The organism is Kistimonas asteriae, from assembly GCF_018263925.1.
Taxonomy (GTDB): Bacteria; Pseudomonadota; Gammaproteobacteria; order Pseudomonadales; family Endozoicomonadaceae; genus Kistimonas; species Kistimonas asteriae.
The window spans coordinates 1-14,607 of record NZ_JAEVHF010000009.1 but is presented as its reverse complement, the minus strand read 5'-3'; the positions used below and the strand labels follow the sequence as shown (position 1 = coordinate 14,607).

Below are 14,607 nucleotides of genomic sequence, written 5' to 3'. Positions count from 1 at the left end.
TTTGACAGGAAGACACCAGGATAAATTATGCAAAAAAATATTTTTGTCGCAGGTCATAAGGGAATGGTCGGTTCGGCCATTATCCGCCAGCTGAGACAGCAATCTGCTCAACATCGAATTGTGGTTGCTGATCGGAATGAGATTGATCTTACCAATCAGCAATCGGTTCGCGATTTTTTCACCAGCGAACGTATTGATCAGGTATATCTGGCTGCAGCAAAAGTCGGGGGTATTCATGCGAATAATGCCTATCCGGCTGAATTTATTTACGAAAACCTGATGATTGAGTCGAATATCATCCATCAGGCCTATGCGTCGGGTGTCAGGGAACTGCTTTTTCTTGGCTCCAGTTGTATCTATCCAAAGTATGCGCAACAGCCGATCGTTGAAACAGAACTGTTAAACGGCGCATTAGAACCAACAAACGAAGCGTATGCCATTGCCAAAATTGCCGGGATTAAGCTTTGTGAGTCTTATAACCGGCAATACGGTGTTGATTATCGCTCGGTAATGCCTACGAACCTGTATGGACCGAATGATAATTTTCATCCAGAAAATAGTCATGTCATACCTGCCATGATGCGTCGCTTCCATGAGGCTGCATCCGCCAATGACAGTGAAGTTGTTGTTTGGGGTTCAGGAAAGCCGATGCGGGAATTCCTTCATGTTGATGATATGGCGGCTGCCTGCCTGCATGTCATGAACCTGGATAAATCCATCTATGAAGCAAATACAGAAGCAATGATGTCGCATATCAACATTGGCACTGGTGTTGATTGCACAATCAGGGAGCTTGCAGAAACCATGGCTACGGTAACCGGATTTACAGGTAATATCCGGTTTGATACGTCCAAGCCGGATGGCACACCCAGGAAACTTCTGGATGTCTGTAGAATCCGTAGTATGGGCTGGGAATCATCCATTCCCCTTGAACAAGGGTTGGCTGATACTTATGAATGGTTCCGAGAAAACAGCCGTACATTACGTGCATGATAAGACCCTGGCCAGACGCTAAACAGGATAGAATATTTTGCTAATACCCGTCATATTAAGCGGCGGTTCAGGAAGTCGTTTATGGCCTGAGTCACGCGCGCAATACCCCAAACAGTTTCTACCGTTAACTGGTAATGAATCCATGATTCAGAATACAGTTGGCCGTTTGGCTGGTATCAGTGACTGCTCGGCACTTATGGTGATCTGTAATGAGGATCACCGCTTCATTGTGGCTGAGCAATTGCGTGCAGCCGGGCAGGATTACTCAAGCATTATTCTTGAGCCCTGTGCCCGTAATACTGCGCCTGCGCTGGCCATTGCAGCGCTGAGAGCTTTATCAAATCATAGTGATGAAGATCCGTTGCTGCTTGTTCTGGCTGCAGACCATGACATCCGTGATGTAGAAGCATTTCAGCAGGCTGTCTCCCAGGCGATACCGGCGGCAAATGATGGGCAGCTGGTGACCTTCGGGATAGTCCCAACAAAGCCTGAAACAGGCTACGGGTATATCAAGGCTGTACAAGACAGGGACATTCATGGCGGATGTATCTATTCTGTTGAAGCGTTTGTCGAAAAACCGGATGAAGCGACAGCGGTTGAATACATCGATTCAGGTGCCTATTACTGGAACTCAGGCATGTTCCTGTTAAAAGCATCCCGCTATCTTGAAGAACTTGAAACGTTCCGCCCTGATATTCTGTCTTCATGCAGACAGGCTATGTCTGACGCGACCATTGATCTGGACTTTGTACGCCCGGAAAAGACCGCTTTTGAATCCTGCCCATCAGATTCAATTGACTATGCTGTAATGGAAAATACGGCAGATGCCGTAGTTATCCCCTTGGACGCTGGCTGGTCTGATGTAGGATCATGGTCTTCCCTGTGGGAAATTACCGAAAAAGATGGTCAGGGCAACGTAGTGAATGGCGATGTTATGTTGGAAGATTGCCATAACAATTATATTCGTTCATCCCGCAAGTTGATTGCAGCCGTAGGTGTTGATGATCTTGTGATGGTTGACACAGATGATGCGGTTCTCGTGGCTCGTAAAGACCGGTCACAGGATGTAAAGCGGATTGTTGAGAGACTACTTCAGTCGCAACGCAGTGAGGCGTGTGCTCATCGAAAAGTGTACCGTCCCTGGGGGCATTATGATGGGATTGATGCGGGTGATAGGTTCCAGGTCAAACGAATAACCGTCAAACCCGGAGCAACCCTTTCGCTGCAGAAGCATCATCATCGTGCGGAGCACTGGATCGTAGTGCGTGGCACGGCACTGGTGACCAATGGTGAGCAGGAAATATTACTGACAGAAAATCAGTCGACATATATTCCGATTGGTACAATTCATCGTCTTGAAAATCCGGGTAAAGTTGATCTGGAGTTAATCGAAGTGCAGAGCGGCGCCTACCTTGGTGAAGATGATATCGTCCGCCTGGAAGATAATTACGGCCGTACCCGATGAATATGAAAGCGCTACCCTTAGTTTCTGTTCTTGTACCGTGCTACAACCACCAGAATTATGTGAAGGATGCAATAAACAGCATACTGAATCAGACCTATTCCAATATCGAACTCATTGTGTTGGATGATGGTTCAACGGATAACAGCCCGGCTATATTGGCAGAGCTTTCTGAAAAACACGGTTTTTATTATGAGCACCAGCAGAATATGGGGCTCAATGGCACGTTGAACAAAGGTCTTTCACTCGCGAAAGGACAATATATTTGTCCCTTTGCATCGGACGACGTGATGTTTCTTGATCGTATTGAAAAGCAAGTAGCATTACTTGAGTCCCGTCCTGATGTTGCTGTCTGTGCCGGTAATATGATTGCGATTAGTGAAACAGGAGAGATTGCGTCAAGCCTGAAGATTAGACCGGCTCGCGAAGTTGATTTTGATGATTTGTTCTGGCGTAAAATTCCAGGTCCTGCTGCGCCTACTGCTATGATTCGTTCATCGGTTATTGATGAAGTGGGTCACTATGATCCGGACATACGCATCGAAGACTTGTATATGTGGCTTAAGATTACACATGCAGGGCATAAAATTTATATTTTAAATGACGTGTTGGCCTATTATCGTAAACATACCGGAAACTTCCATTCTAACTATAAGTCCATGCTTGAAAATGAACTGAGAATTATTGGCTCGTATGCGTCTCATCCAAAGTACAATGAAGTAAAAAAACGATTACTCATAAGCACGTTTGTCAAAACCGCTAATCGAGACAAACTATTTGCGAAAGAGCTGCTGGGTCAGATATCATTTTTTGATGCGCCACTTAAAATATCAAAAGGTGTTGTGAGATTGATTGCCGGTTAATTTCTAGCTGTGAATAAGATGATTTTGATTGGTGCTCTTACTACCGTTAAACATGCCCACCTGTTGTGAGGTGGGGAGTGCGTAATAATCAGTAATGGCCATATGTTCTCAACTGAAATTATGTGCGCACGGCTGATATATAATCCATTCATTATTTGAAGAATGTCAATTGTCTCAATGTGCTATGTTATCGTGCATAATACTTATTAAGTAGTAATGAATTAATGGAAAAAAAACTGATCAGTGTGTTAATGCCCGTTCATAATGCAGAGTTGTACCTTATTGACGCAATTCGCTCTGTTCTTGATCAGGACTATAGAGAAATAGAATTTATCATCGTAGATGATGGTTCTACGGATGCTAGTCTTGAAATCATACGTGGTTTTGAAAAAGAAGATAAAAGGATAGTTTTTCTTAAAAAAGAAAATAGCGGAATCGTTGATACGCTAAATTATGGTTTTCAGCACGTAAACGGTGATTTTGTAGCGAGGATGGATGCAGATGATATATGTATGGGGCATAGATTATCCACTCAACTGAGATTCATGGATGAAAACAATCTGGATCTCTGTGGTAGTGCAATGAAACTGTTTGGTAGTAGCTCTAGAATAAAAAAGTACCCTACAAGCCATGATGAATTGATTACTAATCTTGCACTTTATGGAAAGACAATTCCACATCCGACAGTCTTGATGAAGGCTGAAGTTCTACGATCCCACTCTTATACTAATAGATTTCCCTATGCTGAAGATCTTGCTCTTTGGTTAGATATTGCATTTGGCTCTAATTACAGATTGGGAAATTGTCCTGATATTCTTTTGAATTACAGGGTGCATGGAAAACAAACGTCAAAAGAAAAAAAACAACAGCAGGTAGCGTCAACAATAAGTGCAACCGATTATTTTCTTAGAGAGCAGTGTGGGATCTTTACCAATCAAGAGTTAAGCGCTAACTATATATTGTCTAAATCACGAAAGAGAAGTTCGTTTCAGGATCTTATTGATTATAGTAGTTTTATTGGGAAGATTAGAGATTACCTTTCTATAAATAAAATTAACCTAAGCTATTTGAATGATAAGTATTATGAAGTCTGCAAAAAGAATGCATTTCATGGTTTCATGGTAAAAGATTTGTTTCTCAAAAGTGCAGAAAACCCAACTGCAAGGCAGAAATTGGAGTTGGGTATTAAAACAGCATTGAAAATTTAGGGTGAAGATGAGTCACCCTAAAAATGTAATACTATTTTGTGTGCTGTTTAGTTAAATGAACTTGCTTTGCAGCAATAGCCAAACCTAATGGTAACCATGTAATCAGCCAGAATTCACCTGGTCGGTTAATCAGGCTATAAACATCAGATACCATACTGACACTTCCAAATAGCATTAAGGCAAATGCATATTTTGCCAGAGGATTGCCCCAAAAGCGTTTTATGGCTAAGAGCATGCCGACAGCCATTGCTATAAGTAAAGTTATCCCGACTAAACCATAGTTAAGAACCATTTGAAGAGGCAGGTTATGTGCGTGAGGGACTAACCAATTACCAATCCAAATATTGGTTTGGTGTTCAAAACCGTAGCCAACTAGTGGGGATTGACGTATTAGTTCAATTACTGCCTGCCATATGTTAGTACGATTATTCATACCAGTGTCGAATATTTTTGGTGAAAGCAGAGCATGGCCATAATTTACCGCAACAAATAATACGCCCAATGCTCCAACCAGTAGGGCGATATTGGTTTTTGAATTACGTATAACAATAGAAATCACAGCAAAAGACGTGATGAGCGCAATGATGGGGCCTCTTGACCATGTCATCAGAACATAGAAAGACAGAACACTGATTCCGATAATTGCAGCGGTCATTGCAAGTTTTGTCTTTGCCCTTGTAGCTAACCAGGTAAAGAGATAAACAGCATAAACACCATAAAAAATACCTGCATTGATGGGATGTTTGAAATCACCATACTTACCTATTCCCATACTAAAAAGTCTATATGAACGATAAGCAAGTTGGTGATCTTGAATGATGTAGTGGTTGATGAGTGCGAAAGCAGCACTGATGGTGATAACAAGCGTCGCCAATAACAGCAGCTTTTCCAGTTTATAGGCGTCCTTAGCGCATTGGACAATAGCATATACATACAACAGTACATACAGACAACGCTTTAATAAGTCATTAAGCTCTGTCTCGGTATCGCTCCAAAACCAGGATAATGCAGCCCAGGCAACAAACATGAAAAAGGCTGCTTCAAGGATACCAGGTTTGAGGTGACGAAAATGCCGGAGTTTCAATAGAGCTGAAATGAAGGCCGGCAAGATAAGCCAGACGTATGTTTGAGATATAGCACCACCTTTTCCAAGCCAGGTAATGGCGGTTAGCTGGACGAAAAGACCGAATGGCAGGAGGTAGCGGGTGATGAAGTCATCAGCCTTGTCTAAGTGCCTCATGTTTGAGGTCGAGTCGTTAAGTAGTATGTTATTCATTAAGCTGCTGTACCGTGGTCATGAGAAATAAATGAAAGGCGCTAATGTTATCACTATAATACGCAACAGTCAGAGAGATTAATCTCCAACTAGGATGTTGTGTGGTTTTTTCGTAAAGTACTTACTAAGGTGTATGCGAAGCTAGTAATACTATCATTCAATAGTCTATTGAAAAACGAGGCGTTATTACTTCAATATATAAAGGTTTTAGAAAACACTTATCGACTTAAATGATAACGTGTAGATTTTTGTGCGAACCTTGTTATGTGGCTAGAGACAATTTTATTAAAAGATAAATTACTGCATTTTATAACGCAGGTTTATTTGAGCTTGTATTCCTATAGATTTTATCGATAGCAAAAAAGGAATTTGTTGAGAATTCATTTCTCTAATAGGAATGCAAATGATGAATACTATTTTCGATACTGGCAGGATTTGCATTGTAAAGGTTACTGTATAGTTAAAATAGGTCACGTTGATGTTTGTATGCATGATAACAATGATAGATTTCAGTGAACGCATTGCATGATTTCATATGTAAAAAATCGGATATTGAAAAATTCTCAAGTGAGTTGGGCAATTGCTGATCAAACATTAGTTAGTGGGGCGAATTTCTTAACCGGAATTGTCTTGGCGCGACTTTTAGGTATTGAATCTTATGGGGTTTTCACGCTTGCATGGTTAGTTGTCTTATTTTTTAACAGCCTACAGCTCGCAACGATAATACAGCCATTGATGAGTTTATCTCCGAAATACGAGGGTGACAAGCTAAAAGAGTTTTATGGCTCAATGCTATTTATCCAACTGTTATGGATCATAATTTATCTGCTCATAATTTGTATTGGCATTTTTTTTCAAAATCAATTTGAAAGTATTAGTGAGATCAGTGAATATATTGTGCCAGTTTTCTCTGTTCTTATTGCTTTTCAAATACAGGATTTTATTAGAAGACTCTTTTTTACATTATCACAACCAACAAAAGCATTTCTAAGTGATTCAATCAGCTATCTTGGTAGGATATCTGTATTTCTTCTCCTCTATTACTTTGGTAAACTGACTATAACAAATACGCTTTATGCAATTACATTTGTGAGTTTAGTCGCAATAGTACCTTCGTTCAGAATAAGAAATAGTATCAAACTGTTTCACTCTCATCACCTATTAAACTTTAAGGAAAACTTTGATTTTTCTAAATGGCTACTAGGTTCGGCACTATTGCAATGGACAACAGGTAATTACTTCTTTGTTGTCGCGGGTGTGTTACTAGGCCCTATAGCCGTTGGCGCTGTAAAAGCTTGTCAGAACATTATTGGTATAACACACATATTATTTCAGGCCATGGAGAATTTTGTTCCGTCACAGGCTACCCGAGCACTCCGTAAAGGGATAAAAGAATTAAAAAATTATCTACTGAAGCTTGTTTGTATAGGTGGGATTGGTACTGGTTTAATTATTATAATTGTTGTTTTATTCTCAGAGCCACTTATAACGCTTGTCTATGGTGAAGAGTACTTGGAATATTCCTACCTGATGAACTGGTTTGGAGTTTTGTACTGCCTGTCATATTTATCCTTGCCCATAAGAGCAGGGCTAAGAGCTGTTGAGAAAAACAGTGTGATTTTTTATGGATATATTATATCTACGGGTTTCTCTTTACTTAGTGCGAAGCCGATTATTACTTCATATAGTGAGCTAGGCGTAATTATAGGAAGTATATTGTCTCAATTAATAATATTCTGCGTTCTAGGCGTCTACTTATTGATTAATATAGCGAGGCTTGGCAAAAATCATACATAGCTCAATGAGGTATTCTGAAATTTGCCGCCAATTATTCGTTTCAATTTGTAGATATAATTAATAAGCTCTAATTCTCAATAAACACTAATCAAACAAATTCCAAGTGAGAGTAATATGAAAGTATTATTGTTGGCAGGCGGTTACGGTACAAGATTAAGCGAAGAGACGGATATTCGTCCAAAACCAATGGTGGAAATTGGTGGTAAGCCTATTCTATGGCATATAATGAAACTCTACTCTGAACACGGTTATGATGATTTTGTAATCCTTTTAGGTTACAAGGGCTATCTTATAAAGGAATATTTTGCTAACTATTTCTTACATCAAAGTAATGTAACGATCGATCTAAAAAATAACTCTATGGAAATACTAGAGAACACAAGTGAAGCGTGGAAGGTGACGCTCATTGATACGGGGTTAAATGCTATGACAGGCGCTAGAATAAAAAAAGCTCAAAAGATAGTTGGTAATAATCCTTTTCTGCTTACTTATGGCGATGGCGTTTCGGATATCAATATTAAAGAACTAGTCAAATTTCATAAAAGTCATGGTAAGGCAATGACTATGACATCCTCGCAACCAGAAGGCCGCTTCGGAGCATTGATAACAACTGAAGATGACAAAGTGGAGAGTTTCATGGAAAAGCCAAAAGGAGATGGCAACTGGATAAATGCAGGATATTTTGTTTGTGAAGCATCTGTATTCGATTATATTAATGATGATGATTCTACAGTATTTGAGCAAGAGCCTTTGAAACGTCTATCACATGAGGGGCAAATTTACACCTATAAACACAATGGTTTCTGGAAACCAATGGATACGCTTAGGGATAAAATAAAGCTGACTGAAATGTGGGATAACGGTAAGGCTCCATGGAAGGTTTGGGTACAGTGATGTTTGATAATATTTATAACGGAAAAAAGGTAGTTGTAACAGGCCACACAGGTTTTAAGGGAAGCTGGCTAACAACATGGTTGCTGGAATTAGGTTCCATAGTTTGTGGTATTTCAAAAGATATACCTACGAAGCCATCAATGTTTGAAGAGCTTGGTTTAGAGAAAAAGATAAATCATAATATATGTGATATACGAAATTTAGAACATCTGAAGGAGGTTATCACAGCCTTTCAACCAGATTACATATTCCACTTGGCTGCTCAACCGATTGTCTCAATTTCTTATAAACAGCCATTAGAGACAATTTCATCTAACGTGATTGGTACAGCAAATTTACTAGAGTGTTTACGTTCTCTTAATCATCCATGTAATGCTGTAATAATAACAAGTGACAAGTGCTACGAAAACGTTGAGTGGGTATGGGGATATAAAGAAACCGATCATATGGGTGGCCGGGATATTTATAGTGGTTCCAAAGGTGCTGCTGAAATAATATTTCATGCATATCAGCAGTCTTTCTTTAGTGGAGAGAATGAACATATACGCATGGCTACAGGGCGAGCTGGTAATGTGATTGGAGGTGGTGATTGGGCTGTTGACCGGATCGTAGCAGATTGTATGAGGGCTTGGAGTAGCTCTGAGCATGTTGAAATCCGTTGTCCAGCAGCAACCAGGCCTTGGCAGCATGTACTCGAACCATTAAGCGGCTACCTGCTATTGGGGCAGAATTTGGCTCAAAACATTAAAAATGATGGAGAACAATATAATTTTGGCCCTAGATCTGAAGTAAATCATACGGTAAGAGAGCTGATTCATGACTTATCTGGCTATTGGGATTTTAACAAGCCAGAAGACGCTTATATTGTGACAGATAATTTACCATTTCATGAAGCAGGTCTTTTGAAGCTGAATTGTGATAAAGCGTTATTTAATTTGAAATGGGAAGCCACATTGAATTATCAGGAATGCATAAAGTTTGTTAGTGAATGGTACTTTGCTTTTTATCAAGGAAAAGACGATATGCTTGATCTTACTAAGAAGCAAATTTGCAAATACCATGAAATTGCAACAGGTAAGAAAATGTCATGGACGGGCTGATAATAACGCCTCTGAAAGAAATTACGCATTCTAAAGGCAATATATACCATGCGATGAAAAAAAGTGATAATGGCTTTGCTGGATTTGGTGAAGCTTATTTCTCTTCAATAAAAACGGGAGCCATTAAGGGGTGGAAAAAACATAACGAGATGACTTTAAACCTAATAGTACCAATAGGTGAAGTTGAGTTTGTTTTGTATAATGGCATTGAGTTTGAAAGAATTGTATTGTCACCTAAAAATTACTTTAGGTTAACTGTATCGCCAAGTATCTGGGTTGCATTTAGGGGGCTATCGCCTCGCGATAGCATTATCCTGAATATAGCCAATATTGAGCATGATCCACACGAGTCTGAAACACGCGAACTAAATGATATTCCTTATATGTGGTAGCTATGAGAGTACTAATAACGGGTTCAAACGGCATGCTGGGCTCTTCACTATCAAAAATATTAAAAAATCATGAGGTTTTTGCTTTTGGTCGTGAAGAATTAGATATTACTAATAGAGAAAAAACAAACAGCACACTCAAAGATATTGAACCAAAAGTTATCATCCATGCTGCTGCATATACAAATGTTGAACAGTCAGAGATTGATGAAGATAAGGCTTATTTAGTCAATATTATAGGTACACAAAACCTGGTCGACTATTGCATTAATAATGATGTTTTATTCGTTTACATATCAAGTACAGGAATCTATGGAACAAAAAAAACAAACTATCCGTACAATGAATTTGATAATGCTATACCGACGACAATACACCACAAGTCAAAATTTGAAGCTGAAAAAATAGTAATCAATCATTTAAATAGATTCCTTGTAATAAGAACTGGTTGGCTGTTTGGTGGTAGTATCGAAAATGAAAAAAATTTCGTTTACAAAAGGTATTTAGAAGCTTTATCAAATAGCAAGATATATTCTGATCCAACTCAGGTTGGCAATCCAACATATGTTGATGATCTAGCAAGTCAAATAAATATACTTATAGAAGGGCCATATCATGGTATTTACAACTGTGTTAATTTTGCTAATAACGTAACACGGTTCGAGTATGTTAAAAAAATCATTTCGCTATTTGACCTAGACTGTCAGGTAGAGCCAGCTCCAGAAGGAATGTTCAAGCGGGTGGCTCCTGTATCATACAATGAATCTGCTGAAAACTTAAAACTCAATTTGCTGGGTATAAATATTATGGGCGATTGGAATGAAAGCCTAGAAAAATATATAAATATACTGAAGAGTTCGGAAATATAACTATGTTACTGACTGTCATTATGTCCGTTAAAAACGGTGAGCCTTATTTATCAGAAGCTATAGAGAGCATACTAAATCAGACATATAGAGATTATAAATTCATTATTGTTAATAATAATTCAACAGATAAAACTGCTGAGATACTTGAGTATTATCGAAACCAGGATTCTCGTATAGAAGTAATAACGAACACTCTCCCCTATACCTATGTTGAAGGAAGAATGCTTGCATTTGAACAAGTAACAACAGAATGGGTTGCCCTTATGGATGCTGATGATATATCAGAACCGACCCGTCTTGAGAAACAAATCGATGCAGTATTAAAATATGGCAATGAACTCGGCGCTATTGGTGTTTGGGCGAAGCAAATAAATAAAAAAGGTAGAATTCTCGCAAACAGTACATTTGGTGCTCGTACTATAGAAGAATTTAAAAAGCTAAATAGTACTAACGAGACGATAGGTTTAATTGATCCTACGGCTATAATTCATTTGCCCACATTCTATAAAGCAGGTGGTTATCGATCTTACACTGTTCCAGCAGCAGATCTTGATCTGTGGTACAGAATTGCTGAAGCAGGAAAAGCTGTTGTAGTTATACCAGAATTCTTATTTAAATACAGAGTGCATGATAGCTCTGACTCTGTAAAACGACTAATGTTACAAAGAAAAAAAACACATTTTATCAACTATAATATGAGACTTAGACGGAAAGGGGCGGAAGAGGTTTCATGGGATGTGTACTGTGAATCTATTTGGGGAAATATCTTTTATAGAATAAGAAAACTAAGAACTGATTGGGCAATGCTTTTCTATAAAAAAGCAGGTATCTGTTTCGGAGAAAATAAATATTTATGGTTGATGCCAAACTTGTTTTTATCAATGCTTATCAAGCCAGAGTTTTTTTTCAAAAGAATTTATAGTCAAGTTATTAGAAGATAAAGCATGGTAAAAATTATAGAATGCAATCTCCACAAATCAGTCGAAAGTAAATTTGTACTGAAATTATTTTCTTTGCTAAATGATTCAGGAGTAGAGTATGCAATATTACGCAATTATGAAAAGTTCCCGTTTTTTTCGCATGATATAGACTTAGTTATAGATAGTAAAAAAATAGATAAATGTAGAAGCATTTTAATAACTGTATGTGAGAGCTTAGGTTGGGATTATTTAACGGAATGTGATCATTGGTCTAAATCATCAGAATCAACGTTCCATATTAATGTTTTTAGAGCATATCATTTTGAGAGTAACACCTATATTCAAATAGATTTATTTAATAGTTTAATTTTGCTTGGCTTACCCATTTGGGATCAAGAGTATTTGATAGAGTCTAGAGAGTATAATAAAAACAATAATATTTATCACATAAATACATCTATTCAGAATATCTATAGAATGTTTCAGGTGAATAAGTTGTTGCAAAATCGCAAGCTATATGAGGATAAGATAGAAAGATACAGGGAGCTAGTTTTAAAATACTCTGATTATAATCAAGATTTTAAAAATATTGTTTTACAATTTTTTGATCAAGAGATGATCAATGCTATTGAGCAGCTAAAAAATAAAAACTATAAGTTATTTAAAAAGCTGATGTTTCGAGTAAGGCTTAAATTTTTTTTTAAAAAAATCCATTCTCTTAAATACAAAATGTTATTCGTAACATTCTTACGAGTAAATGATTACATTCGGACATACTTTACAAGGCAGTGTGGTTTTATTGTTAATGTATATTTTTCTAATGCAGGAGATAAAAATAAATTAAAGGCTGTATTAACCAATATGCAAAAAGAAGGCTTTATCTATTGTTGGGACTTTTACAAAAACAACATTCAAGGTATTAAAGATAAGCATAAGGTAATGGAGAGAGGTGGGATTGTTTTTAAAAAAGTAGAGCAAAAAGATTCTGATCTATGTGTTACAAATGAAACAACGTTAGATGATTTAAGAGCTAATTTGATGAAATTATTAGTTAATAGGCATATGGTAATCTTTAAAAAATGTTCATAGGTTCAAAATTTAAAATGGCCTGGATTCGTATCATTATTCCATAAGCGATCAAGCCAGAAGGCTGCAGAGGAAGATCATGAATGTATTGATACCAATGATTTCGTAGACAATTGACTTCAGCTAAAACTGACAGTGTCGTGAAACCTAGGAAGTTTAAAAGTTTTTTCGACTGGACGAAATCCTGTCACCAAGGCATTCATAATGAAGTCATTGTAATAGACGGAAAGACTGCCAGAAGCTTGTACGACAAAGGTCGCAGATGTGTGTTTTTCCACATAGTAAGCGTTTTTGCAGTGGTCGATGATGTTGCTCTTGGCTAGATTAAGACCGACGAAATTAGCAATTTGTTTACAGCCATCTCTGAATTGTTAGAGTTATTAGAGCTAAAAGGATCTATGAATACTATTGATGCTATGTTTTGTAAAAGTGACATAGCTAACACGTCTGTATGAAGTTTAAACTGAACTAATCAGTGCAAAATGAAAATATTGTATTATTCATTCATAAATTTTTACAGGCTTCACTAATCTTATATTCAACATTTAGAAATATATAAATATGGAGTGCTATGAAGATACTTAATTTAGGCTGTGGTGTAAAAACTAGCGATAAGATTGGTGTAACTAACATTGACTGGTCAATTTATTTACGACTAAAAAATAAGAAGATGTTGTCATCATTTTTACCTCTGTTTTTCAGGGGAGAACGTTTAAATAGATTTAGATCACTCCCAGACAATATTATGGTATATAATCTAGCCAAAGGTATACCATTCAGCTCAGATTCGATTGATGTAGTTTACCATTCACATATGCTTGAACATCTGGACAGAGATGTTGCAGAAAAGTTCTTAATAGAAGTTAAAAGAGTCCTTAAGGTCGGGGGTATACATCGCATTGTAGTTCCAAATTTAGAAGAGATCTGTAGTGCTTATGTCGATCATATCGCTTTGTGTGAAATAAACCCAGATGAACATAAAAAACACGATTCTTATATTGCTTCAATGATTGAACAGTCAGTAAGAAAGGAATCATTTGGTACAAGTCAACAGAAACCATTAAGACGATTTCTTGAAAAAATTGTTCTTGGTGATTCTCGACGAAGAGGTGAAAATCATCAGTGGATGTACGATAGAATAAACTTGAAAGAAAAATTAATATGCTGCGGATATAAAGAAGTTTTCGAGCAAAAATACAATTCAAGCCAGATTCCAAATTGGAATGAATATGGTTTGGATAATGACAGTGATGGAAACCAGTATAAGCCAGGCTCTCTTTATATAGAAGCACGCAAATAAATTTCAATTAACTTTGCGCTGAATCCAGAGATAAAGATAAGTTCTATGCCCCATGAAGTACGGTAATTGGAAGTATTGTTACTAGAGAGATCGACTTCTATTATGACTAAAAAGTTTTTTGGTAATAGGTCATATTTTTTATAGATTTGTTGAGTTTCATACTTGCAGAGCACGATTTTGAACTAATTGAACCGTATTGTATAAGTAGACTTAATTCTTAGAGTCAGGATTATTGATAGAATGTATGATGTCCATATGACTGCTTCCACAATTTCAATGCAACGTTACACGTAACGACCTAAGAGTGAACGTTAATGGCTCTTCCTGATTACCACTGTGGCTCAGCCAGCTTGAGAAGCCTTGCTGGCATGGGGCAGGTTCGCGCAGCCATGTAACCCAGCCTTGATACCATCGCCTTCAAATCAAAGCGCCGGTTAAATCGATAACAGT

The 14,607-nt window shown here is 37.7% G+C and carries 13 protein-coding genes and 1 pseudogene; 12 read left to right on the top strand and 2 right to left on the bottom strand.

Features of this window, described 5'->3' with window-relative positions; all coding sequences use genetic code 11:
• Window positions 1–27 precede the first annotated feature (27 nt).
• From fcl to KHS78_RS11380, 4 genes are all read left to right on the top strand, one after another.
• Complete coding sequence (gene fcl, locus KHS78_RS11395) at window positions 28–993, top strand: GDP-L-fucose synthase (RefSeq protein ID WP_246506384.1); 966 nt, start codon at window positions 28–30, stop codon at window positions 991–993.
• A 37-nt stretch (window positions 994–1,030) separates the two neighbouring features.
• Complete coding sequence (locus KHS78_RS11390; protein WP_246506382.1) at window positions 1,031–2,458, top strand: mannose-1-phosphate guanylyltransferase/mannose-6-phosphate isomerase; 1,428 nt, start codon at window positions 1,031–1,033, stop codon at window positions 2,456–2,458.
• On the top strand, window positions 2,455–3,318 hold the full coding sequence (locus KHS78_RS11385; protein ID WP_211828568.1) for a glycosyltransferase family 2 protein: 864 nt from the start codon (window positions 2,455–2,457) through the stop codon (window positions 3,316–3,318). Before KHS78_RS11390 ends, KHS78_RS11385 begins: the two co-directional genes overlap by 4 nt.
• A 224-nt stretch (window positions 3,319–3,542) precedes the next feature.
• Complete coding sequence (locus KHS78_RS11380) at window positions 3,543–4,526, top strand: glycosyltransferase family 2 protein (protein WP_211828566.1); 984 nt, start codon at window positions 3,543–3,545, stop codon at window positions 4,524–4,526.
• 31 nt (window positions 4,527–4,557) lie between these two features.
• Here KHS78_RS11380 and KHS78_RS11375 read toward each other — a convergent pair whose 3' ends face one another.
• Window positions 4,558–5,766, bottom strand: coding sequence for an O-antigen ligase family protein (locus KHS78_RS11375; protein ID WP_211828564.1), 1,209 nt, complete (start codon window positions 5,764–5,766; stop codon window positions 4,558–4,560).
• Between the two features lie 561 nt (window positions 5,767–6,327).
• Between KHS78_RS11375 and KHS78_RS11370 the strand changes: the two genes are divergently transcribed.
• The 8 genes from KHS78_RS11370 to KHS78_RS11335 all read left to right on the top strand — a co-directional run bounded on the left by KHS78_RS11370 (window position 6,328) and on the right by KHS78_RS11335 (window position 14,157).
• Window positions 6,328–7,599 carry a lipopolysaccharide biosynthesis protein gene (locus KHS78_RS11370; RefSeq protein WP_211828562.1) on the top strand — a complete coding sequence of 424 codons (1,272 nt, stop codon included), beginning with the start codon at window positions 6,328–6,330 and terminating at the stop codon, window positions 7,597–7,599.
• Window positions 7,600–7,713: 114 nt separating this feature from the next.
• The gene (gene rfbF / locus KHS78_RS11365; RefSeq protein ID WP_211828560.1) at window positions 7,714–8,493 is read left to right on the top strand and encodes a glucose-1-phosphate cytidylyltransferase; all 780 of its coding nucleotides are present in this window, start codon (window positions 7,714–7,716) and stop codon (window positions 8,491–8,493) included.
• Window positions 8,472–9,593 carry a CDP-glucose 4,6-dehydratase gene (gene rfbG, locus KHS78_RS11360; protein WP_211828558.1) on the top strand — a complete coding sequence of 374 codons (1,122 nt, stop codon included), beginning with the start codon at window positions 8,472–8,474 and terminating at the stop codon, window positions 9,591–9,593. The genes rfbF and rfbG overlap by 22 nt, the downstream gene beginning before the upstream one ends.
• Entirely contained in the window at window positions 9,581–9,985 is a 405-nt protein-coding gene (locus KHS78_RS11355; protein WP_211828556.1) for a WxcM-like domain-containing protein, read from the top strand. The genes rfbG and KHS78_RS11355 overlap by 13 nt, the downstream gene beginning before the upstream one ends.
• A 2-nt stretch (window positions 9,986–9,987) precedes the next feature.
• Window positions 9,988–10,851, top strand: coding sequence for an SDR family oxidoreductase (locus tag KHS78_RS11350; RefSeq protein WP_211828554.1), 864 nt, complete (start codon window positions 9,988–9,990; stop codon window positions 10,849–10,851).
• A 2-nt stretch (window positions 10,852–10,853) separates the two neighbouring features.
• On the top strand, window positions 10,854–11,792 hold the full coding sequence (locus tag KHS78_RS11345; protein ID WP_211828552.1) for a glycosyltransferase family 2 protein: 939 nt from the start codon (window positions 10,854–10,856) through the stop codon (window positions 11,790–11,792).
• A 3-nt stretch (window positions 11,793–11,795) separates the two neighbouring features.
• Complete coding sequence (locus tag KHS78_RS11340) at window positions 11,796–12,860, top strand: hypothetical protein (protein ID WP_211828550.1); 1,065 nt, start codon at window positions 11,796–11,798, stop codon at window positions 12,858–12,860.
• 568 nt (window positions 12,861–13,428) lie between these two features.
• Window positions 13,429–14,157, top strand: coding sequence for a class I SAM-dependent methyltransferase (locus tag KHS78_RS11335; RefSeq protein ID WP_211828548.1), 729 nt, complete (start codon window positions 13,429–13,431; stop codon window positions 14,155–14,157).
• Window positions 14,158–14,485: 328 nt separating this feature from the next.
• On the opposite strand, the pseudogene KHS78_RS11330 reads toward KHS78_RS11335, so the two are convergent.
• Window positions 14,486–14,607 (bottom strand): annotated as a pseudogene (locus KHS78_RS11330) (IS1595 family transposase); the annotation flags it as partial.